Source organism: Kribbella swartbergensis, from assembly GCF_054784135.1.
Map to the genome: position 1 here is coordinate 332,009 of NZ_BAAGPM010000014.1, position 21,086 is coordinate 353,094.

The following is a 21,086-nucleotide window of genomic DNA, read 5'->3' on the forward strand; positions in this document are numbered from 1 at the left end:
ACTCCTAGCGTAGAAGACATGACGAACAACACCGAGATCCGACCGTTCCGCATCGACATTCCGCAGGCCGATCTGGACGACCTGCGTGACCGCTTGGCCCGGACCCGCTGGGCCAACGAACTCGACCTCGACCACACCGACGCCGTCCAGACCGGACCGCTTCCGCCGGAGTGGGAGTACGGCGTCCCGCTGTCGTACGTCCGGCGTCTGGTCGAGCAGTGGCTGACGTCGTACGACTGGCGCAAAGTGGAGGAGCGGCTGAACACGTACCCGCAGTTCGTCACCGAGATCGACGGCCAGAACGTCCACTTCCTGCACGTCCGCTCGGCCGACCCGGACGCGATCCCGCTGATCCTCACCCACGGCTGGCCGAACACCTTCCTCGAGTACGTCGACCTGATCGAACCGCTGACCGCGCCGCCGAACGGCGAGCAGGCCTTCGACCTCGTCATCCCGTCGATCCCCGGATTCGGCTTCTCCGGGCCGACCCACGACCGTGGCTGGAACCGTTATCGCACCGCGGCCGCGTGGGCGGAGCTCATGCGCCGGCTTGGCTACGAGCGGTACGGCGCCCACGGCAACGACGGCGGTTCGTACGTCTCGCCGGAGGTCGGCCGGGTCGATCCCGAGCACGTGATCGGCGTGCACGTGACGCAGCTGTTCTCGTTCCCGAGTGGTGACCCGGCGGAGCTGGAGAACCTCACCGAAGAGGAGCAGGGATATCTGCAGTTCCTGCAGTACTTCAACGAGAACCTCGGTGCGTACGCGAAGCTGCAGGAGCAGGCGCCGCAGAACATCGCACACGCGCTGGCCGACTCACCGACCGGGCAGCTCGCGTGGATCGCACAGCTGCTCAGTGGATGCAGTGACGAGCACGTGCTCACGAACGCGACCATCTACTGGCTGACGAACACCGGAGCGTCCTCGGCGCGGTTCTACTACGAGGACAAGCACGCCGACCACCCGAAGGAGCCGACCACCGCGCCGACGGGGCTGGCCAGCTTCGCGTTCGACTTCCGCCCGCTGCGCCGGTTCGCCGAGCGCGACCACGCGAACATCGTGTCGTGGCACGAATTCGACCGCGGCAGCCACTGGGCGACCCAGGACGCACCCGACCTGCTGGTAGGCGACCTTCGCGAGTTCTTCGCCGGACTCAGGTGAGTTCGGCGACGGCGCGGACGGTGGTCAGCGTCGCGTAGCCGGCCGTGAGGAGAGCCAGGTCCGTGCCCTCGTCGGCGCGGTCCCGGTTCTCCTCCACCGCCGTACGCACGAAGTCCTGTCCGGCCTCGGCGACCGCCATCTGCACCTGACCGAAGGTTGCCAGCGTCGCCTGTTCCAGGCCCTTCACCTCTTCGGCCGGCCGGTCCGGCACGTTCAGGTTGAGCACGAACCCGTCCTGGAGCGTCGTGAGCCTCGGCAGGAGCCGGCGAACGTAGTCGGCGGCCGTCGACCAGTGGTGAGCCTCGTCGCTGGCCTCGTCGAGGACCTGCAGTGCGTTGCCGCCGCGCTCGGCGCTGAGCGGCGACAGCACGTCGAGCGACGCGGCCATCGACGGCATCCCGTACGCCGCCGCCGTGAAGGCAGCCCCGACCGTCCCGGAGTGCAGGATCGCCCGGCCGGCGTTCGCGCCGCGGTTGATTCCCGACAGCACCAGATCGGGTGCGGCGCCGAAGGTGTCGAGAGTGGACAGCACGACGATGTACGCCGGCGAGGCCGCAACGCCGTACGCCGGTATGCCGTCGAAGTCGTTGCGGGTGATCGCGACCCGGCCGTCGGCCGTATAGGCACTCAGGGCCGCGCTGACACCGCTGGCCTCCTCGGAGGGGGCGGCGACAACGACATCGAAGCCCTCCTGCTCGGCTGCCCGGGCGAGCGCCCGCAGGCCGGGGGAGTGGATACCGTCGTCGTTGGTGATGAGGACGCGTTGGGTCACGACGACTCCAGTGGTTCGAGTTCGACCAGCTTGACCAGTTCGGCGATCGCGTCGGCGCGGCCGGCGCCCAGTCCGTGCTGGGTGATGTTGAGTGTGCCGGCCGCCGCACCCGTGCGGATCGCTTCCTTCATGTCACCGTCCTGAGCCAGCACGGCGACCACGCCGGCGGTCAACGAGTCGCCGGCGCCACGGTGGTCCCGCACGGTCAGTTCGGGGACCTTCACCTGGTAGGCCTCGCCCTCGATCAACGCGATCGCGGGCTTTTCGGCCCGGCTGACCACGACCGTGCCCGCGCCGCGGTCCTGCAGCATCCGGGCCGCCTTGACGATCGACTTCTCGTCGTCCTTGTCGGCCAGTTCGTCGGCGTGCAGTTCCTCGTCACTGACCTTGATGAAGGCGGGCTTCGCCTCGAGTACGGCGTTCAGATGGTCACCGGACAGGTCGGCGGCGATCGCCGTACCGTTGCGCTGCAGGTCAGAGCCGAGGCGTGCGTAGAAGTCGGGCGGGACCAGGGACGGGTCCGCGGCACCGCTGAGGACGCAGATCTTCGCCTTCAGGCCCTCGGCCAGAGCGAGCGCGTACAACTCGTCGCCGTCGTGCCGGCCGAGCGGTGAGCCTGGGTTCTCCGCGAGCACGTGCCGCTCGTCGTCGCGGCGCTCATGGATGTACCAGCCGCTGTCCGCGTGGCGTCGTACCGCTTTGAGATCCAGCCCTTCGGTCTCGATCAGGGAGGTCAGCACGCGCCCGACCTCGCCCTGGCCGAGCAGGGCGCAGAACGTCACCGGGACCTTCAGGGCCGTGATCATCCGGGCCTGCCACAGGCCCTGGCCGCCGGCGTGCAGGTGGAGTTCGGGTTCTTCGCTCACCTGTTCGACCATCACGGTCAGCTGCGGCAGCGGCGCGAACACCATCACACCCTCGCCCATCGGCACTCCTTCCACTCCGGGGTCTCCCGGTACCCACCGGGCGCGGAGTCAGGCGCGGCGGGCCCGGAAGGCGTCGAGCAGCGCGGCGCGTGCGTCGGTCGGGATGGAGTCGGCGGGCAGGTCGGCCAGCGACGCCGCGGTGAGGCGCATCTGCTCCAGATAGCGCTCACAGCCGTCGCACAGCGCCAGGTGGTCGATGAAGTCCTGCTCGGCCGCCGTACTCAGGTCGCCTTCCAGGTACGACGTGACCTGCTCGACGAACTCCCGACACTCCAAATCGCTCATGAGGCTCGGCCCTCCTGCCTGTAATACTCCTCCAGTTTGCCGCGCAGAAACGCCCGCGCACGGTGCAGCAGCACCCGTTGGTTCGCGGCCGTGATCCCGAGCAGCTCGCACACTTCGTCGTACGGGCGTCCCTCGACGTCACGCAGTACGACGACCAGCCGCTGCCGCTCGGGCAACTCGGTCAGGGCTTCGCTGAGGCGTTCCCGGACCTCGCCGCTCAGCAGGCCCTGTTCGGGCGACGGCCAGGCCGGTGGGAACTCCCACCAGTGACCGGGGAACGGATCTCCGGGCGGGCGGAAGCGGCTCGGGTCGACGGTCGGGCCGGAGTCGTCGACGCTGCTCAGCGGCACCACCTTGTGCTCCCGGGTGCCGCGCCGCTTCGCCGTGTTGGTGAGAATCCGGTAGACCCAGGTCTTCAGCGAGGACCGGCCCTCGAACCCCTCGATGCCCTCGATCACCGCGAGCCAGGTTTCCTGCACGACCTCCGCGGCCGACTCCTCGGTCGACACGAAGGACCGCGCCACCCGCAGCATCCCGCCCGACCACCTGTCCAGCAGCAGCGCGAACGTGTCCTCGTCGCCGCTCCGCAACCGCTCGGCCAGTATGTCGTCAGCCGGCAACCCAGCCATCGGCTCAGCGTAGTGCAGCACGGTGCCGGACCCAGACCAGTGCCGCACCGGCCAGCGCGACCGCGCCGGTCAGCATCCACCCCGACACGTAGACGCCGAACTGCTTGCTCACAGCACCGAACACCAACGCGAAGGGCGTGAGCACCAGCCAGGACGCCGCCCCGATCCCGGACGCGACACCGGCCCGGATCGTCGACGGTACGGCGTCGTGCATCAACCGGCTGAGGTGGATACCGATCACCACCAGCAGAAGCGTGAGCACGACCATCGCGGCGGTCAGCGGGCCGAGGTCGCGGCTGCTCGTCAGCGTCAGGCAGGCGGCGAGCATGACCAGGACGACGATCGTCAGCGGCACCGGCCGATCCAGGTGGAGCCGGCCGGCGAGCAGCCCGCCGAGACCGAGCGTGGCGACCAAGAGAGCCCAGAACGGGCCGTAGTACACCGCCGACGCCTCGAGCGTGATCAGCCACAGCGGTCCGAACTCGAACATCGCCTGCAGGATCATCGCCGCCGTGATCGACGCCGTCGCGATCGGAACGAGCCGCCCGCGGTGCGTGATCGCCTGGTAGGTGATGGTGAGGTGCCGCCGCAGGGAGACCCGTTCGCCGGTCTGGTGGAGTCGTGGTTCGCAGAACCGGCTCAGCGCGACCAGGTAGAGCACCACGAACGGGAGGGTGAGGAAGTACGTCGCCCGGGTCGACAGTACGGAGGCGAGCCAGCCGCCGGCCAGGGCGCTCCCCACCAGCGCCACGCTCTCGACGAAGCGGACCCGGCCGATCTCCCGTTCGTACGCCGTACTGTCGCCGGTCTCCTCGAGCACCACGTCGTACACGACGGCCTCGATGGTCCCGGTGAACATCGCGACGTACACACCGAAGAGCAGAGCCGCCACGATGTAGGTCGGCACGTTCCAGCTCACCGCGCCGACGAACACACTCAACACCAGGGCGACCCCCGCGAGCCTCAGCACACCCCGGCGGGACCACCGGTCGGCGAGGATCCCCGACGCCACCTCGGCGAGCGGGACCAGGGCCGCGTACGCCGCCACCATGACCCCGAGCGTCGCCGCGTCGAACCCGATCTCACTCATGAAGAGCTTCTCGACCGGCACCCACAAGGCAAACCCCTGCAGGAAGGTCCCCACCCACAACGCCCCCAGCCGCGCTCCGAGCGCCGACCTGCGGCCGAGCCGGAACCGCCGCCCGAGCCGCAGCCGTCGACCGAGCGCCGAGCGGTCGCGAACGTCTGCTCGACCGGCCGGCGTCGCCGCCTCCTCCGTCACCCCGGCGCGCAGCGCGGAGCACTCGTGAGGTTCAACCGCGGTGGTGATGTTGGACATGACGACCTCTGCAGGGCTCGGGTTATCCGGTCAGCCCTGCAGTGTCACGAGCGGCCCGGAGTGTTACACGAGCTTGGCCGCGGTCGCCTGGATCTCCTCCATGTCACCGGGAGCCGGGTGCCACGGCAGCCGCAGCGGGTCGTCCTTGTAGCGCGGCACCACGTGCAGGTGGGTGTGGAACACGCTCTGCCACGCCGTCGCACCGATGCAGCTGAGCAGGTTCGCGCCGTCCGCGTCCAGCCGCTCCATCACCCGGCTGACCAGCGACTGAGCCAGCAGGGTCGCGGCCGTCAGGTCCTCGGCGTCCGCCTCGCGGAGGTCGGTCGAGTGTGCCCGCGGCACCACCAGCAGATGCCCCGGTGTCGCCGGATTGATGTCCATGAACGCGACCGCCCGCTCGTTCGACGCCACCTGCGTCGACGGAATGTCCCCGGCCACGATCCCGCAGAAAAGACAGTTCTCGGTCATCGGCCCAGGCTAGTGCCCGCCTCGGCGTTAGACTGCGCGGGCCGGACCCCACCGACCCGAGGGCCGGTCGAAGCGCCCACCGAGGAGCCCCATGCCGGACGAACTGCTGCGCCCGACCATCGCGGCCGGTGTGGACCTGAAGGTTCGCCCGTGGCGGCTGATGTCCCAGACGTACGTCGCCTTCTTCGGCGGCGTGATCGCCTCGACGGTGATCGCCTTCCTCAACGCCCGCCGGCTCGGCGTGGACGCGGCCGGGCGCCGCCTGATCCTGCTCACCGGCGCGGCCGGGCTGGTCGCGGTGATCGCCGTCTTCGCCCTGCTGAACGCCGACGAGGACGTCACCTCCGGCTTCCGCGTCGCGGTCCGGGTCGTGGCCGTCCTGTGCTGCCTCGTCCAGCTTCGCATCCAGCGCCGGCTGGACCGCGCCTTCCAGCTCCGCGGGACCGACTACGCCTCGCTGTGGGGCCCAGGCGTCGCGGTGGCGATCGGCGGCGCGATCGCGGAAGCATTCATCCTGGTCATCGTTGCGGGGGCACTGTGAACGAACCGACCGAGGCCCGCCTGCAACTGGCCGGCCACTGGCTCAGCATCGGCCACCCCGAACGCACCCTGGACGAACTCCAGGGCCTCTGGGGCGACGCCGCGCTCGACTACCGCGCGTACCTGTTCCGCGGAGCCGCCCTGCACGCGCTCAACCGCAACGCCGAGGCGATCGACGTGCTGAAGGACGGTCTCGCCCAGCACGGGCCGTTCCTCCCGATGCTGCACGTGCTCGGTTCCTCGTTGCGTGCCGAGGGCCGCCTGCCGGAGGCCGAGGCCGCGTTCCTGCAAGGCCTGAGCCTCGACCCGAACGACCCGGACCTGCTGATCGGGTACGCGCACGTGTGTCTGGCCGCGGGACAGGCCGAGAAGGCGAGCGCCCTGGTCGAGCGCGCCGCCTCGCATGCGCCGGAGAGCGCCGCGGTTTCGGCCGCGCGGGCACAGGTCGCGTTCGCCCTCGGCAAGGACCGCGACATGCACCGCCACAGCACCGAAGCGCTCTCACACGACCCGGAGGACCCCGGCGCCCGTGCGCTGCACGGCACGGCGTCGATGCTGACCGGCGACTCGCGGTCCGGCTACAACTCCCTCGCCTCCGCTGCCGCGTCCCAACCCGGCGACGCGGACCTGCGCGCGGCCGCTCGTGAGGCGAAGCTGATCAACCACCCGCTGATGCGCCCGCTCCGCCCGTTCCAGCGGTTCAACCCGCTGGTCGTGTGGATCGGCGCGGTCGCGGTGATCTACGGCCTCCGCGTGGCCGGCCTGGCCCCTCTCGCGTTCGTCGCCGCCATCGGCTGGTTCGGCTTCTGCATCTACTCCTGGGTGGCACCACCCCTGCTCCGCCGCTGGCTCAACCGAAGGTGGGGAGCATGAGGAACGACCGGATCGAGGCCTTACGGAAAGCGGTCGAGGCTAATCCGGAGGATGTGTTGTTGCGGCTTGTGCTGGCCGAGTCGCTGGTGACGGCCGGCGACATCGAGTCGGCTTTGGATCAGTACGTCTTACTGCTCGACCAGCAGGGGTTGCCGGACGACCAGTTGGTTCCGGTCGGTGAGCTGGCGGCGGCCAACGGGCGGCTGGCGTTGCTGCGGAGCCTGCTCGAGGCGGCCCGGCAGAGGGGCGTCGTCGAGGGGACCGGGCGGCTGCAGCAACTCGTCGACGAGATGATCGCCGAGCGCAGTGGGGTCAAGATCAAGGTCGGTCCCGAGGCCGAGACGCCGTACGAGGTGGACACGCCGAAGGAGACCACCACCTTCGACCAGGTCGGCGGGATGGACGACGTCAAGCGGGTCATCCACCGGATGGTGATCCTGCCGCAGAGCCGACCCGAGCTGTACCAGAAGTACGGCCGGAAGTCGGGCGGCGGCGTGCTGCTCTACGGGCCGCCGGGCTGCGGAAAGACGCTGCTGGCCCGGGCGACCGCGGGGGAGTGCGGTCTGCCGTTCGTCAACGTCCGCATCGAGGACGTGATGGACCCGTACCTGGGCGTCTCCGAGCGCAACCTGCACGCCGCCTTCGAACGCGCCCGGGCGAACGCGCCGTGCGTGCTGTTCCTCGACGAGCTCGACGCGCTCGCCTTCGCCCGGCACAAGCACGGCGGCTCCGAGGCCCGGCGACTGGTCGACGTACTGCTGCAGGAACTGGACGCGATCGGCTCCGAGAACGACGGCCTGCTCGTGCTGGCCGCGACGAACGCGCCGTGGGACGTCGACGAGGCGATGCTCCGCCCGGGCCGGTTCGACCGGGTGATCTTCGTGCCGCCGCCGGACGAGCCGGCCCGCGCCGACATCCTGCAGGTGCTGGTGAAGGACGTGCCCGCGGACGGCCTGGACCTGAAGGCGCTCGCCGGGCAGACCCCGATGTTCAGCGGCGCGGACCTGCGCGCGCTGATCGAGCGCGGTATCGACCGGGTGATCGACGACGCGCTCCGCAGCGGAGGCGAGCCGCCGCTGACCATGCGTCATTTGACAGAGGTGCTGCCCACGGTCAAGCCGTCGACGCTCGACTGGCTGCACCGGGTCCGCTCGTACATCGAGTTCGCCAACCAGAGCGAGCGGTACGACGACGTCGCGTCGTACCTCAAGTCCCGGGACGTGCGCCGCCGGTTGAGCCGGGACGCCAAGGGCTGAGCAGGCACGACCGCGGGGCCGCGCCTGCCCGACCTACTCAGGACGACGAGGCCTTCACCTTCGCCGCGGCGGACTCCGGCATCGGCTCGTACCGGGCGAACGACCGGGTGAACGACGCGGCGCCGTGGGACAGCGACCGGAGGTCGATGGCGTAGCGGGTGATCTCCACCTGCGGCACCTCGGCCTTCACCAGCGTCCGGTCCTCGCCCACCCGCTCCGTCCCCAGCAGTCGTCCGCGCCGCCCGGACAGGTCGCTCATCACCGCGCCGACCAACTCGTCCGGCACCATCACCGACACGAGGTCCACCGGCTCGAGCAGACTGATCCTCGTCGCGTTCGCCGCCTCCCGCAGCGCCAGCGCACCGGCCATCTGGAACGCCATGTCGGACGAGTCGACGCTGTGGGCCTTCCCGTCGAGCAGCGTGACCCGGATGTCGACCACCGGGTACCCGGCCGCGACCCCCTTCTCCATCTGGGCCCGCACGCCCTTCTCCACACTCGGGATGAACTGCCGCGGCACGGCCCCGCCGACCACCTTGTCGACGAACTCGAAGTCGGACCCCTCCGGCAGCGGCTCCACCTCGATGTCGCAGACGGCGTACTGACCGTGCCCGCCGGACTGCTTCACGTGCCGCCCGTGCCCCTTCGCCTTCCCGCCGAACGTCTCCCGCAGCGGCACCCGCAACTCCACGGTGTCGACGGTCACGCCGTACCGGTTCGAGAGGGCGTCGAGGACGACGTCGGCGTGCGCCTCGCCCATGCACCACAGCACGATCTGGTGCGTCTCCGGGTTCTGCTCGATCCGCAGCGTCGGGTCCTCGGCCGCCAGCCGCTGCAACCCGACCCCGAGCTTGTCCTCGTCGGTCTTGGCGTGCGCCTGTACGGCGATCGGCAGCAGCGGCTCGGGCATCGTCCACGGTTTCAGCAGCAGCTGATCCGCCTTGTCGGACAGCGTGTCACCGGTCTCCGCCCGGGTCAGCCGGCCGATCGCGCACAGATCACCCGCGATCACCGCCGACGCCGGTCGCTGGACCTTGCCGAGCGGGAACGACAGTGTGCCGATCCGCTCGTCCTCGTCGTGGTCGGCGTGTGAGCTCTCACCGAAGAACGACGTGAAATGGCCCGACACGTGAACCGTCGTGTCGGGCCTGATGGTGCCGGAGAACACCCGGACCAGGCTGACCCTGCCGACGTACGGGTCCGACGTCGTCTTCACCACCTCGGCGAGCAGCGGCCCGTCCGGGTCGCAGCTGAGGCCCTTGCGCGGTACGCCGTGCGGCGTGAACACCTCGGGCAGCGTGTGTTCGGGCGGCGACGGGAAACCACTCGTCATCACCTCGAGCAGTTCCTGGGTGCCGACGCCGGTCCCGCTGCACACCGGGACGACCGGGAAGAACGAGCCCCGGGCGACCGCGCGCTCGAGGTCCTCGATCAGGACCTTCTGGTCGATCTCCTCGCCGCCGAGGTAGCGGTCCATCAGCGACTCGTCCTCGGACTCCTCGATGATGCCTTCGATGAGCGTGCCGCGCTGTTCCTCGATCTGGTCCGCGTACGACGCGTCCGGCGCCGAGGTGGACCGCTTGCCGTTCGCGTACTCGTAGTACGTCTGGGAGAGCAGCCCGATCAGCCCCTCACCGGCGGGCAGGTAGAGCGGCAGCACCTTGTCGCCGAACGCGTCCTGCGCGGCGGCGAGCACGTTCTGGTAGTTGGCCCGGGCGTGGTCGAGTTTGGTGATCACGACGGCCCGCGGCATGCCGACCTGGTCGCACTCGTGCCACAGCGTCTTGGTCGGCTCGTCGACGCCCTCGCTCGCCGAGATCACGAACAGAGCGCAGTCGGCGGCCCGGAGGCCGGCCCGCAGTTCGCCGACGAAATCGGCGTACCCGGGGGTGTCGATCAGGTTGACTTTCATGCCGTCGTGCGGCAACGAGGCCAGTGCGAGCCCGACCGAACGCTGCTGGCGGATCTCGGCGTCGTCGTAGTCGCAGACCGTGCTTCCGTCCAGGACGGAGCCGGGTCTGGACAGGACGCCGGAGGCCACCAGCAGGGCCTCGACGAGGGTGGTCTTGCCGGCTCCGGACGGGCCGACGAGCACCACGTTGCGGATGGCGGCCGGGCTGTCCACAGCGGGGGCGGCTCCGGTGCCCTGGGAAGTGTTCGTCTTGTCTGCCATGACGTTCCTCCTGGGCCACCCACGATTCCCCCAACGGCCACTCAGCACAAGAGTCTTCAGGTCGCCTTTTCTCGTCAGATGGGCCGCATCCTCCTGACACGTCAGCGTGATCCCGGCTCTCGGTACTGTCACGCCATGCGCCGGGCACTCTTCACCGCACTCACCACCCTTCTCACCGCTCTGGCGCTGGCCGGTTTCGCGGCCCCCGCGTCCGCCGCGCCGGGTGACGAGGTGAAGAGCTTCCGGATCGACTACACCGTCACGCCGGACGGCGTACTCCAGGTGAAGGAGACGGTTGCCTACAGCTTCGGCAGCACGGGTCGGCACGGCATCTACCGCGACCTCGTCATCCGCGAACCGTGGCGGGACGACGACTCCAAGGACCAGAAGTACGAGGTCTCCGACATCAGGGTGACGAGTCCGGACGCGTCCGACGAGTTCAGCACCGAGACGTCGACGTCGAACGGCGGCCGCTACCAGGTGCTCCGGATCAGGATCGGTTCCGAGCACGAGACCGTCTCCGGGTACGACGCGACGTACGTGATCACGTACGACGTCCGCGGCGCGCTCCGGCATTTCGCCGACCACTCCGAGCTGTACTGGGATGCGACGGGCTCGGCGTGGGAAGCCGTACTCAACCGCGTCGACGTCAACGTCACCGTGCCGCAGGGCGTCACGCAGGTCGACTGCTTCACCGGTACGGCGGGATCGCAGGACACCTGCCCGGAGAAGGCGGTGAGTGGTGGGAAGGGCGTCTTCGGCGCCACGAACCTGCCGCGAGGCGAACAGCTGACGATCGTTGCCGGGATCAGGGCCGGCGCGGTCAGCAACGACACCCCGATCGTGGTCGACCCACCGAGCTGGATGGAGCGGTCCGGCGTCACGGCGACCGCGTTGATCGGGTCGGGTGCGGTCTCGCTGGCCGCGATCGCGGCCGCGGTGCTGTATTGGAGGAACGGCAGCCGGGACCAGCGGTTCGCCGGCCTGCCGCCGGGGACGTTCCCGCCGGACGGGATGGTCGCGCAGCCGGTCAAGGACGACCTGCCCGAGGACCAGATCCCGGTCGCGTTCGCGCCGCCCCGGATTCCGGTGGCCGAGGGTGGTCTGCTGATCGACGCCAAGGCGAGCACGACGGAGACGGCGGCGACGCTGATCGAATTGGCGGTGCGGGGCGGCGTCCGGATCGAGAACACCGGCGACTCACAGAGCGCCGTACTGGTGAATCCGGCGGCCGCGACGGCGCCGCACGAGCAGGTGCTGCTGTCGGGGTTGTTCCCGTCGCTGCAGCCGGGGTCGTCGGTGGTGCTGCGGCGCGGAGCGGTCGGTGATCACACGATGCGGCGGGCGCACGACGGGATGATCGCGGCGCTGCGGGAGCAGGTGCGGCAGCGTGGGTGGTACCTGCGGATGCCGCGGCGGGGTGGCGGAACCGTCTTCAAGAACGGATTCAGTTGTGCCTGCCTGGCGATGATCGGGATCTGGGTGGTCGGCGCCGGGCTGATGGGGACGGTGATGGCCGCGGCGACCGGGGGACTGGGCCGGGCGGTGGTGATCGGGGTGCCGGCGGTCGCCGTGATCGTTGCCATCGGCATCTGGATTGCCAAGCGGGCGCGCGGGCAGCGGAACCCGGCCGGTCGGGCGGTGGCGGACCAGTTGATCGGGTTCCGGAAGTACCTGGCGACGGCGGAGGCGGATCAGCTGCGGTTCGAGGAGGGGGAGGACATCTTCAGCAAGTACCTGCCCTGGGCGATCGCCTTCGGCCTGGCCGACCGCTGGCAGCGGGTCTGCGCCGAACTGGTCGCCGCCGGCCGCGTCACGCCCGACCCCTACTGGTACTCAGGCCCCTCCTACTACTCGTCCGGCTGGACCGCTGGCGCCCTCACCCACACCGTCGCCAGCACCTTCGACCCTCCACCCGCCCCCGCCAACTCCGGGTCAGGCGGCGGCTCCTCCTCCGGCTTCAGCTCGGGCTCGTCCGGCGGCGGTGGAGGCGGCGGAGGCGGCGGCTCCTGGTAGCCGTCGGCCGCACGGTCGCCTCCAGCGGTGCGAACATGCGGCCGGCCACCAAGCACGCAGGACTGCGGGGAACCTCAGACCTTGCCGCCGGCGATGACGGGGGCGGTCGGGTCGCTGGCACCTCCGTCGCCGGCGCCTTCGCGGGCCAGGAAGTCCTCGAGGTGGAACAGATTGTCACCTGCCCGCTTCGCCACGTTGACGAGCGTCTTCATCGCCGCGACCTCCTCGACCTGCTCCTTGAGGAACCACTGCATGAACTGCTCGCCGATGTAGTCGCTCTCGTCCCGCGCGGTCCGGGCCAGCGTCTCGATCTGCTTGGTGACGGTGATCTCCTGCTGCAACGCGAGCTCCAGCGGCTCCAGCGCGTTCTTGAAGTCGTTCTCGACCTCGCCCACCCCGGGGATGTGCGGCCGGATGTCCTTGTCCAGCAGGTACTGCACCATCATCATCGCGTGGTTGCGCTCTTCGAGGGCCTGCTTGTAGAAGTGGGACGCCAGTCGCGGCAGGTCCTGGTCGTCGTACCAGACAGCCACTGCCACGTACTGCTGTGACGCCGTGAATTCGTTACGAATCTGTTCTTGCAGAAGCTTCTCGTACGTGCTCATGACGCCAAATGTAGTGTCCGCGACCGGTTTTCACACCGTTGGGGAGCCTGCCCTAACCCGCGCGATTCGCTCCGAGTTCGACCACCTCGTCACCGCCTCCCGGCAGGCTGATCCGCACCGTCGTACCGTCCACCGCGACATCGATGCCTTCGGCAAGCGCTTCGGGCCGCAACGCGTCCCGGGTCAGCAGTACGGCGCTCACCAGCACGAGTGGATCGCCGTCGTGCGGAGCCGTCAGGTACGGCGTCGCCGAGTGCATGCCGAACGGGTTGGCCCCGAGTCCGCGGTGGACCCCGGCCTCGTCGTACCCGTGCAACCCGACCACCGCCGACAGCAGCCCGTCGTCGCTTCGCGCGGACGCCCACCGGTAGCCGGCAGTTGCCTCAGGCAAGGACTGGCCGGCGACCGCGAATCCGCCGCTGCGCACCATCGCGCCGGCCGGACCTTCGACCAGCGCGCACCGGATCTCCCAGCCGCCGTGCACGACCGACGTCGTCTCTATCCGCCACGGACCGTCCGTTCCGAGCCACGCCTTGTGCCAGGAGGACGCCGTACGCCCGCTGACCGCGATCCGGCGGATCCGTCCGCGTGCGCTCGACCGCCCGTCCGCGTCGACGAGCGAGATCAGGTTGTCGATCCGCGGCGCGTGGTCGGACAGTTCGGGACCGGCGTGGTTCGCGTACGCCAACCGGTTGTAGTGCGGATCGCCTTCCGGCTCGACTCCGTCGGGCTCCGCCACGGGCGCGTGGTCGGAACCGTGGTTCACCAGCTGCACCACCTGGTCGTGCCGGCTGGCGTGCACGATCCACCCCGGCGCCGGCATCGCGCGCACCTGGTCCGCGTCGTCCAGCGGCACCGAGTCCTCCGGATCCGTCCACACCGGGTGCTCCGGCGGCAGCACCAGCCCGATGAACCCCTTGGAAGCCCAGTACGGCGAGCCGGGGCCGGAGTATTGCTGTGTCGTCGGCAGGAAGGTGTCGTACCACCCAAGCGTCAGCAACCCACGCTCATCCGGAACTCCGTGCTGCACGAAGTGCCGCGCGATCCCGGAGCACAGCCGGCGCGTCTGCCCGGGTGTCAGGGGAGTGGCGTCCAGCAACGCCCCCATCCAGTACGGCGTCGCCGCGGCCATCCGGTAGGTCAGTGACCGACCCTGGTAGACCGGTGCACCGTCGTTGCCGACGAGATGCACTGCGTCATCCAGAAACAACCGCAGCCGGTCGCGGTACAGCGTCAGCCGGTCCTCGTACTGCGCACCTGGCGTGGCGGCCGCCATCCGCGTCCACAACCCCGGGTAGAGGTGCATGGCCCAGCCGATGTAGTTGTCGAAGTTCTGCCCGTCGCCGTCGGAGTACCAGCCGTCACCGACGTACCAGTCCTCGATCCGGTCGAGCCCGCCGTCGATGTCCTCCTGGGAGTACGGCGCCCCGACGGACGCGAGGAACTGTTCACTCACGACCTGGAACAGCCGCCAGTTGTTGTCGTGCGTCGTCGACCCGTTGAACCCACCCAGCCACTCCGCAACGTGCTCCTGCGCCCGAGCGTCGAGCCGGTCCCAGATCCACTCGCGCGTCTCGTGCAGCGCGACCGCGATCGCGGCGGCCTCGACCATCTGCTGCGAGCGCGGTGTGAGCCGCAGCCACGCCTCCGGGTGGTCCGGGTTCGCGCCGTTCGCGACACCCCGTGCGTACCGCTCGATCAGGTCCTCACAGCCCTTGCCCTGCACGCCGGCGATCCGGAACGCAGCCAGCATGAACGACCGCGCGAAACCTTCCAGCGCGTCGGACGCCGTACCGGACCGACTTGGCCGACCGGGCAGCGCGACCAGAGAGGCGCCAGGGGAGAAGTACGGCGTCAGCGAGTCCAGCAAGTGATCCGCCAGCGCCTCCCAATGGGCACGAACCCACCCAGTCTGGCGCGACAACACACGATCGGTATCAGGCAGCACAAGACGGGTCACGCGATTCTCCCGAGTTCGGTGGGGCTGATGGCGTGTTGCAGGGGTTGGCCGGTGGTGAGGCGTTCGAGTTCGCTGACGGCGAGTTCGCCGAGGCGGGCGATCTCGTTGCCGACGGCACCGGCGACGTGCGGGGTGACGAAGACGTTCGGCAGGTCGAGCAGCGGGGATTCCGGCGGCAGCGGCTCCGGGTCGGTCACGTCGAGTACGGCGTCGATCCGCCCGGACACGCACTCACGCTCGAGGGCGGCCGAGTCGATGATCTTGCCGCGCGCGGTGTTGATCAGGACCGAGCCGTCGCGCAACAGCCCCAGCAGGCGCGCGTCCACGAGACCCGTCGTCTCCGGAAGCAGTGGCGCGTGCACGCTGACGATGTCGCTGCGGCGGAAGAGGTCGTCGTTGCCGACCCGTTCGGCGCCGAGTGCAGCCGCCTCGGCCTCGGTGAGATACGGGTCGCTGATCAGCACGTGCAGGTCGAAGTTCCGCAGCCGCTCGGCGACCATGCGACCGATCCGGGACGCGCCGAGCAGGCCGACCGTCGTACCGTAACTGCCCGGCATCCCGTGCGGGTCCGCCTTGGTCCGCTCGATCCGGTACTGCGCCGCGAGCCGGAACGCCCGCTTCCCGGCCAGCACGATCGCGGCGACGGTGAACTCGGCGACCGGCAGAGCGTTGGCGTGCGCGGCCGACGACACCTGGATGCCGCGGTCGAACGCTTGCGGGGCGACGATCGACTTGACCGAACCGGCCGCGTGCAGGATCGCCTGCAGTTTCGGCGCGGCGTCCAGCACCTCCGGCGTGATCCGCGGGCAGCCCCATCCGGTCAGCAGTACGTCGACCTCCGGCAGTGCGGCCCGGATGTCCGGGTCGTCGAGGAACGTCGGGCCGGGGCCGACCGGGAGGACGGTCGCGATCGCCTCCAGCCGGGTCCGCACAGCGGGGACGAGGACGCGCGCCCGGCTGGTGTCGTTCATGGCCACCATGACGGTCAGGGCCGAGTGTGGTTCGCTGCTCACCCCTGCAACTTAGCAAGCGCTTTCCAAGCCTGTCTGCCCCACCGTCGGAATTTGAAAAGAACCTGAAAGTTCGCGCGGCGCGGAATGTGGGCCCGCGGTTCGGGCGTTGTCAGGGGAGAAGGGCAGGATAGAGGGGCCTACCCGCCCTATTTGGCCACTGTGAAGGAGACGACGATGCTGCGACCGGACGACCTCTACGAGATCGTCGACGAGTCGGTGGCGACCGGCCCGGCGGCGGCGCCGAAGGTGCTGGTGCATTCGCTGGACGGGTTCATGGACGCCGGTCAGGCGGGCCGCGTGACGGCCGACCACCTGCTCGAGGTGCTGGACAGCCGGCTGCTCGCGCGCTTCGACGTCGACCTCCTGCACGACTACCGCGCCCGGCGGCCCGAGGTCACGTTCGCCGAGGATCGGTTCATCGACTACACCCCGCCGCACCTGAACCTGCACCTGCTCAAGGATGACGCGGGCGTCGAGTTCCTGCTGCTCGAAGGCGTCGAGCCGGACAACCACTGGAACCGGTTCGCCGGTGCGGTCCGGCAGCTGATCGAGCGGTACAACGTGACGCTCACGATCGGCGTCCACGGCATCCCGATGGGCGTCCCGCACACCCGCCCGCTCGGCCTGACCGCGCACGCGACCCGGCCCGAGCTGGTCACCCGGTCGAACATCTGGGACGGCGAGATGCGTCTGCCCGCCAGCGCCGGCACGATGCTGCAGGTGCGGCTGGGCGAAGCCGGCAAGGACGCGATGGGCTTCGCGGTTCACGTCCCGCACTACCTCGCCGAGAACCGCTTCCCGGGTGCCGCACTGGCGCTGGTGCACGCGATCTCGGCGGCGACCGGTCTGCTGCTCCCTAGCAAGGCCCTGCTCGACGAGGCCGCCGTCACCGGCCGGCTGGTCGACGAGCAGGTCGAGGCGTCGGAGGACGCGAGCGCGGTCGTCAAGGCGCTCGAGACGCAGTACGACGCCGCCGCCGGCTCGGTCAGTCGCGGCAGCCTCCTGGCCGGCTCCACTCCGTCGGCGGAGGAGCTGGGCGCCGAGGTCGAGCAGTTCCTCGCCGAGCTCAACCGCGAGGAAGACAGGTAACCAGAGACGACGAGCGGCCGGGGCAACACGCCCCGGCCGCTTCTGTTCGTCCGGCCGACTGTGTCCGCGGTCCCGTCAGGCGGCGACTTTGGCCCGGCCGGACGTGGAGCGGCTGAAGATGTTGTCCAGGCTGACCCGGCCGGCTCCGACGACGGCCAGCGTCAGCGACAGCAGCCCGAGTACGCCGACCAGCTCCCAACCGCCGTCCGCGGCGGTACCCAGGCGCGGGAGGCCCACCACCCGGTCAGCCCCGGGCGACGGCGTACTTCCCCCAGGTCCGGTACGCCGAAATCCCCGAAGCCGTACCACTCGCCGGAGGACACCATCGCGAAGAACCGACGAAGACCCCGTTGGACAGGTGCACGAAGACGAGCGCACCGGCCATGTCCAGCGCCAGCAGGACACCGACCACCGGCGTCAGCAGGCCCAGGATCAGCGCGACACCACCGAGCAACTCGATCCCGGCCGCGTAGTACGCGGACAGCGTCGGCGCGGGCACTCCCATCTGCTCGAAGCCCGCCGCGGTGCGGTCGAGGCCGTTGGTCTGGAACTTCTGCCAGCCGTGGGCGATGAAGACGACTCCCAGCCCGATCCTCGACAGCAGCAGGACGAGATCGCGGGCGGCGGCGTTGCGGGTCAGGCTCACAGAGTTTCTCCTCAAGCGGGTGACTGGTGATTGAGTCTTCAACCATAGTCTACGGAACGCCACCGAAAGCTCACCGAAAGAGTTCGAGTGACCGGAACCACAACCGGTACGCCGGTCATGAGCGGGTTCCGTGCCTCGGCGTACCGGCCGGACCTGTCAGGATGAGGCATGCCTGAGTCGCTGGAGGATCTGGTCGAGTTGCTCGACCTGGAGAAGATCGACGTCGACCTGTTCCGCGGCCGTCAGCCGCAGACCGCGATGCAGCGGGTGTTCGGCGGTCAGGTGCTCGGGCAGGCGCTGGCCGCCGCGAGCCGGACGGTCGAGCCGGAGCGGTTCGTGCACTCGCTGCACGGCTACTTCCTGCGCGCCGGCGACACCTCGGTGCCGATCATCTACCGATCCGAGCCGACGCGCGACGGCGGTTCGTTCAGCAGCCGCCGGGTGGTCGCCTCGCAGAACGGCAAGCCGATCTTCTACATGTCGGCCTCCTTCCAGCGCCCGGAGCAGGGCCTGGACCATCAGGACCCGATGCCTGACGACCTGGTCGCCCCCGACGAGGCCCCGACCCTGGCTTCCGTCCTCGAGGCGCGCTCCGGCCGCAAGGCCGCCGACTGGGACAAGGAGTGGTCGGCCCTCGACGTCCGCCTGGCCGGCGTCACCGGCCGCCAGTTCTGGATCAGGGCCGCTGGCAAGCTTGCGGACGATCCCGCCCTGCACGCCTGCGTCCTGGCCTACGCCAGCGACCTGACGTTGCTGGGGGCAAGCTTGCTGCCGCACGGCATCGTCATCGGCGACCGCCGCATCCAGCCGGCCTCCCTGGACCACGCGCTCTGGTTCCACCGGCCCTTCCGTGCCGACGAGTGGCTCCTCTACGACCAGGCGTCCCCGTCCGCCTCCGGGGCCCGCGGCTTCGCCACCGGCCGGCTCTTCACCGAGTCCGGGAACCTCGTCGCCTCCGTCGCCCAGGAAGGCCTGATCCGTCCGGTCGGCCTCGACCTCGACTAGAAGATTTCTGCTATCTTGGAGGCATGTTGCAGCGCGCTGTAGTCACGACGACGCCGGAGTACGTCCCGGCGCGCTGACACCTGACTGTCCGAAGAAGCCCCGGGGCGAGTGCCTCGGGGCTTCTTCGTGCTCGGTGGGTCCTCGCCCCATTATTCGAGGAGCCACACCATGTACGACCACCGCAAGATCGGGCGGGAGCTCGGTCTGTTCGATTCGGATCCGCTGATCGGTGCGGGACTGCCCTACTGGCTGCCTGCCGGTGCCGCGGTTCGGCACGCCTTGGAGAGCTACATCGCCGAGGTGGAGCGAAGAGCCGGCTATCAGCGGGTCTACTCACCCGTGCTCGCGAAGCGGGAGCTGTACGAGATCTCCGGCCACTGGGCGAAGTACAGCGACGACATGTATCCGCCGATGGACATGGGCGGTGAGCAGCTCGTACTGCGGCCGAGCATCTGCCCGCATCACGCACTGATGTATCGCTCCCGGTCACACAGCTACCGTGAACTCCCGCTGCGGATCTCCGAGCTCGGTGGGCAGTACCGGGCCGAGCTGTCCGGCGCGATCGGCGGCCTGAGCCGGGTCCGCGCGATGCAGCTGAACGACGCCCATATTTTCTGCCGGCTCGACCAGGTCGCGGAGGAGGCCGCCGGCGCGCTCGCCCTGATCGAACAGGCCTACCGGGACATGGGGATCAGCGCGTCGCGTTACGTTCTGGCCCTTCCTTCGGAGGATGCGTCGTTCGGTGATCCGTCGAGCAAGTACGTCGGGGACGCGGACAGCTGGGACCAGGCCGCCGGCCTGCTGCGGGACGTACTGGAGAACGCCGGGATCGACTACGAGGACGCCCCCGGCGACGCCGCGTTCTACGGGCCCAAGATCGACATCCAGCTGGCTGATTCGGCCGGGCGGGAGTTCAGCCTGTCGACTGTGCAGATCGACTTCCACCAGCCGGCCCGGTTCGACCTCGAGTACGTCGGTGCCGACGGCAACAAACATCGGCCGGTGATGGTGCACCGGGCGATCGTGGGCAGTATCGAGCGGGCCGTCGCACAGCTCGTCGAGGTGCACGGCGGTGCGTTCCCGGCCTGGCTCGCCCCGGTGCAACTCGTCGTCCTGCCGATCTCCGACGACCAGGAGAAGCTCGCGGCCGAGGTCGCCCGGCGGGCGTCGGACCGCGGTCTGCGGGTCGAGGTCGCGCACGCCGACGAGGGCAGTCTCGGCGCACGGATCCGCGAGAACCGGTGGGCGCCGTACCAGGCGGTGATCGGTGCGCGCGAGGCCGCCGCGGGGCTGCTCGCGATCCGCGAGCGTGACGGCCGGCAGCGCGATGCCGCCCGGGTGGGCGAGGCCCTCGACCGAATCCGGGCGGAGGTCGACGTGCTGGCGGACCGCCAGGCCATCGCAAGCGACGGCGTCGCGGCGAGGTGAGCGTGCCGACCGCGCAGGCGGCGGCTTGTGTTGGCCCGGCGGTTCAGATCTCCTCGAGTTGCCCGATCAGGTGGGTGAGCTCGCGGCGTTCGTCGTACACGGCGAAGTCGGTCGTCTTGCCGGACGTCTTGTAGCCGAACTGGACGCGGGAGGGGAGCAGGAGCGGCTTGCGGAAGTCGACGCGGACTGTGAAGGCGTCGGGCAGCTTCGTGGTGCGCTCGAGCGAGGCGAGCGAGGCTGCCTTGGCCCACATGCCGTGCGCGATCTGGCGCGGGAACCCGAACGCCTGCGCGGTCAGCTTGAACAGATGGATCGGGTTCCGGTCGCCGGAAGCGGCGGCGTACCGGCGGCCGAGGTTCCCGCGCAGGTCCCACCACGCGGTCGGCTCGACCTCGGGGTCCGGCAGCAGGTCGACCGGTGCGTGCTCCGTCCCGCTCGACCGGCTGAGCAACGTGGTCAGGTCGGTCCACACCACCTCGCCCTCGACGCTGACCTCACTGATCACGTCGAAGACCGTGCCCTTCGGGTGTGGGCGTTCCGCCGTACTGTGCACCCGGATCGCCGGCTCGGCGTGGATCGGGATCGGCTGCAACTGGGTGATGGTGTTCGACAGGTGCACGATCCCCATCGGCTTGTAGGGGAACGACGGGTCGGACATCAGGTCCAGGTGCAGCGGGAAGGCGAGGACGTGTGGGTAGGTCACCGGCAGCGCCGGCCCGGCGGCGAAGCCGGTGACGTCCCGGTACGCCGTCAGGTGGTCCGGGTCGACGGGGGAGCGGGGCAGCTCGAGCGTGAGGCCGTCGGCGTCCGGCTCGTAGTCGGCCCGCCGGAGCGTGGCCTTCACGGTCCTGGCGTACAGCGCGCCGAGCTTCGGCGTGTCGTCGTACTTGCGCGTCGGCATG

Annotated in this window: 21 protein-coding genes; 8 read left to right on the top strand and 13 right to left on the bottom strand. The window is 69.7% G+C overall.

Annotated features, from left to right (window positions below):
* The first annotated feature begins 18 nt into the window (after positions 1 to 18).
* Positions 19 to 1,161, top strand: a complete 1,143-nt coding sequence (locus ACYVOK_RS08435) for an epoxide hydrolase family protein (RefSeq protein ID WP_460661707.1) — start codon at positions 19 to 21, stop codon at positions 1,159 to 1,161.
* Here the strand turns inward: ACYVOK_RS08435 and surE are convergent.
* From surE to ACYVOK_RS08465, 6 genes are all read right to left on the bottom strand, one after another.
* Entirely contained in the window at positions 1,154 to 1,933 is a 780-nt protein-coding gene (gene surE / locus ACYVOK_RS08440; RefSeq protein ID WP_460661708.1) for a 5'/3'-nucleotidase SurE, read from the bottom strand. The genes ACYVOK_RS08435 and surE overlap by 8 nt on opposite strands.
* Complete coding sequence (locus tag ACYVOK_RS08445; protein WP_460661709.1) at positions 1,930 to 2,859, bottom strand: 1-phosphofructokinase family hexose kinase; 930 nt, start codon at positions 2,857 to 2,859, stop codon at positions 1,930 to 1,932. The genes surE and ACYVOK_RS08445 overlap by 4 nt, the downstream gene beginning before the upstream one ends.
* A gap of 48 nt (positions 2,860 to 2,907) precedes the next feature.
* Entirely contained in the window at positions 2,908 to 3,144 is a 237-nt protein-coding gene (locus ACYVOK_RS08450; RefSeq protein WP_460661710.1) for an anti-sigma factor family protein, read from the bottom strand.
* Positions 3,141 to 3,773, bottom strand: coding sequence for an RNA polymerase sigma factor (locus ACYVOK_RS08455; protein WP_460661711.1), 633 nt, complete (start codon positions 3,771 to 3,773; stop codon positions 3,141 to 3,143). Before ACYVOK_RS08455 ends, ACYVOK_RS08450 begins: the two co-directional genes overlap by 4 nt.
* A gap of 4 nt (positions 3,774 to 3,777) precedes the next feature.
* On the bottom strand, positions 3,778 to 5,112 hold the full coding sequence (locus ACYVOK_RS08460; RefSeq protein WP_460661712.1) for an MFS transporter: 1,335 nt from the start codon (positions 5,110 to 5,112) through the stop codon (positions 3,778 to 3,780).
* Positions 5,113 to 5,175: 63 nt separating this feature from the next.
* Positions 5,176 to 5,580 carry an HIT family protein gene (locus ACYVOK_RS08465; RefSeq protein ID WP_460661713.1) on the bottom strand — a complete coding sequence of 135 codons (405 nt, stop codon included), beginning with the start codon at positions 5,578 to 5,580 and terminating at the stop codon, positions 5,176 to 5,178.
* A 91-nt stretch (positions 5,581 to 5,671) separates the two neighbouring features.
* Between ACYVOK_RS08465 and ACYVOK_RS08470 the strand changes: the two genes are divergently transcribed.
* Genes ACYVOK_RS08470 through ACYVOK_RS08480 form a run of 3 tightly spaced genes read left to right on the top strand, consistent with a single transcriptional unit; the run spans position 5,672 to position 8,249 of the window.
* Positions 5,672 to 6,121 (top strand): hypothetical protein, encoded by a 450-nt coding sequence (locus ACYVOK_RS08470; protein ID WP_460661714.1) that lies wholly within the window; start codon positions 5,672 to 5,674, stop codon positions 6,119 to 6,121.
* Positions 6,118 to 6,993 carry a tetratricopeptide repeat protein gene (locus ACYVOK_RS08475; protein WP_460661715.1) on the top strand — a complete coding sequence of 292 codons (876 nt, stop codon included), beginning with the start codon at positions 6,118 to 6,120 and terminating at the stop codon, positions 6,991 to 6,993. Before ACYVOK_RS08470 ends, ACYVOK_RS08475 begins: the two co-directional genes overlap by 4 nt.
* Positions 6,990 to 8,249: a tetratricopeptide repeat protein gene (locus tag ACYVOK_RS08480; protein ID WP_460661716.1), complete on the top strand. Its 1,260-nt coding sequence runs from the start codon at positions 6,990 to 6,992 to the stop codon at positions 8,247 to 8,249. Before ACYVOK_RS08475 ends, ACYVOK_RS08480 begins: the two co-directional genes overlap by 4 nt.
* Before the next feature lie 37 nt (positions 8,250 to 8,286).
* On the opposite strand, the gene ACYVOK_RS08485 is transcribed toward ACYVOK_RS08480, so the two are convergent.
* Positions 8,287 to 10,422 (bottom strand): elongation factor G-like protein EF-G2, encoded by a 2,136-nt coding sequence (locus tag ACYVOK_RS08485; protein ID WP_460661717.1) that lies wholly within the window; start codon positions 10,420 to 10,422, stop codon positions 8,287 to 8,289.
* Between the two features lie 135 nt (positions 10,423 to 10,557).
* Between ACYVOK_RS08485 and ACYVOK_RS08490 the strand changes: the two genes are divergently transcribed.
* Positions 10,558 to 12,438: a DUF2207 domain-containing protein gene (locus tag ACYVOK_RS08490; protein WP_460661718.1), complete on the top strand. Its 1,881-nt coding sequence runs from the start codon at positions 10,558 to 10,560 to the stop codon at positions 12,436 to 12,438.
* Between the two features lie 74 nt (positions 12,439 to 12,512).
* Here the strand turns inward: ACYVOK_RS08490 and ACYVOK_RS08495 are convergent, their stop codons facing one another.
* From ACYVOK_RS08495 to ACYVOK_RS08505, 3 genes are read right to left on the bottom strand one after another with little or no spacing between them, the layout of a single operon-like run.
* Entirely contained in the window at positions 12,513 to 13,043 is a 531-nt protein-coding gene (locus ACYVOK_RS08495) for a ferritin (RefSeq protein ID WP_460661719.1), read from the bottom strand.
* Between the two features lie 52 nt (positions 13,044 to 13,095).
* Complete coding sequence (locus tag ACYVOK_RS08500; RefSeq protein WP_460661720.1) at positions 13,096 to 15,003, bottom strand: DUF2264 domain-containing protein; 1,908 nt, start codon at positions 15,001 to 15,003, stop codon at positions 13,096 to 13,098.
* The gene (locus ACYVOK_RS08505) at positions 15,000 to 16,016 is read right to left on the bottom strand and encodes a hydroxyacid dehydrogenase (protein ID WP_460661721.1); all 1,017 of its coding nucleotides are present in this window, start codon (positions 16,014 to 16,016) and stop codon (positions 15,000 to 15,002) included. The genes ACYVOK_RS08500 and ACYVOK_RS08505 overlap by 4 nt, the downstream gene beginning before the upstream one ends.
* A 174-nt stretch (positions 16,017 to 16,190) precedes the next feature.
* Here ACYVOK_RS08505 and ACYVOK_RS08510 point away from each other — a divergent pair, with 174 nt between their 5' ends.
* Entirely contained in the window at positions 16,191 to 17,105 is a 915-nt protein-coding gene (locus ACYVOK_RS08510) for a proteasome assembly chaperone family protein (RefSeq protein ID WP_460661722.1), read from the top strand.
* 75 nt (positions 17,106 to 17,180) lie between these two features.
* Here ACYVOK_RS08510 and ACYVOK_RS08515 read toward each other — a convergent pair whose 3' ends face one another.
* Both ACYVOK_RS08515 and ACYVOK_RS08520 read right to left on the bottom strand, forming a co-directional pair.
* Positions 17,181 to 17,342 carry a hypothetical protein gene (locus ACYVOK_RS08515; protein ID WP_460661723.1) on the bottom strand — a complete coding sequence of 54 codons (162 nt, stop codon included), beginning with the start codon at positions 17,340 to 17,342 and terminating at the stop codon, positions 17,181 to 17,183.
* Positions 17,343 to 17,349: 7 nt separating this feature from the next.
* Entirely contained in the window at positions 17,350 to 17,751 is a 402-nt protein-coding gene (locus ACYVOK_RS08520) for a DoxX family protein (protein ID WP_460661724.1), read from the bottom strand.
* 168 nt (positions 17,752 to 17,919) lie between these two features.
* Here ACYVOK_RS08520 and ACYVOK_RS08525 point away from each other — a divergent pair, with 168 nt between their 5' ends.
* Positions 17,920 to 18,756 (top strand): acyl-CoA thioesterase, encoded by an 837-nt coding sequence (locus ACYVOK_RS08525; protein WP_460661725.1) that lies wholly within the window; start codon positions 17,920 to 17,922, stop codon positions 18,754 to 18,756.
* A 168-nt stretch (positions 18,757 to 18,924) separates the two neighbouring features.
* Positions 18,925 to 20,184 carry a threonine--tRNA ligase gene (gene thrS / locus ACYVOK_RS08530; RefSeq protein WP_460661726.1) on the top strand — a complete coding sequence of 420 codons (1,260 nt, stop codon included), beginning with the start codon at positions 18,925 to 18,927 and terminating at the stop codon, positions 20,182 to 20,184.
* Between the two features lie 43 nt (positions 20,185 to 20,227).
* Here thrS and ACYVOK_RS08535 read toward each other — a convergent pair whose 3' ends face one another.
* The gene (locus ACYVOK_RS08535; protein ID WP_460661727.1) at positions 20,228 to 21,085 is read right to left on the bottom strand and encodes a MaoC family dehydratase; all 858 of its coding nucleotides are present in this window, start codon (positions 21,083 to 21,085) and stop codon (positions 20,228 to 20,230) included.
* Between the last annotated feature and the right edge of the window lies 1 nt (position 21,086).